The sequence below is a fragment of the Klebsiella sp. S69 genome (assembly GCF_016516145.1).
GTDB classification, from domain to species: domain Bacteria; phylum Pseudomonadota; class Gammaproteobacteria; order Enterobacterales; family Enterobacteriaceae; genus Klebsiella; species Klebsiella oxytoca.
Genome location: NZ_JACVUU010000101.1, coordinates 1 through 301, shown reverse-complemented (window position 1 = coordinate 301; position 301 = coordinate 1). Strand labels below are relative to the sequence as shown.

General features: G+C 69.8%; 1 protein-coding gene. It reads left to right on the top strand.

Translation table 11 applies throughout. The annotated features are described in order from the left end of the window. Positions 1-301, top strand: a 301-nt coding sequence (locus IAE27_RS29415; protein ID WP_200093442.1) for an Ig-like domain-containing protein, incomplete at both ends; no start/stop codon positions are given.

The following is a 301-nucleotide window of genomic DNA, read 5'->3' as shown; positions in this document are numbered from 1 at the left end:
TACCACCGCGCCGTCTGCCAGTGCGCCGGAGGTGACCGACGACGTGGCCGGACACACCGGCCCGCTGGCCAGCGGGGATCTGACCAACGATGCCACGCCGACCCTGAGCGGCACGGCGGAGGCGGGGGCCACGGTCACGATCTACGACGGCGATACCGTACTGGGTACGGTGGTTGCCGGGGAGGACGGACGCTGGAGCTTTACGCCGGATACCCTGGACGAGGGCAGCCACAGCCTGAGCACCACCGTGACCGACAAGGCCGGGAACGTCAGCGAGCGTTCCCCGGCGTTTGAGCTGACG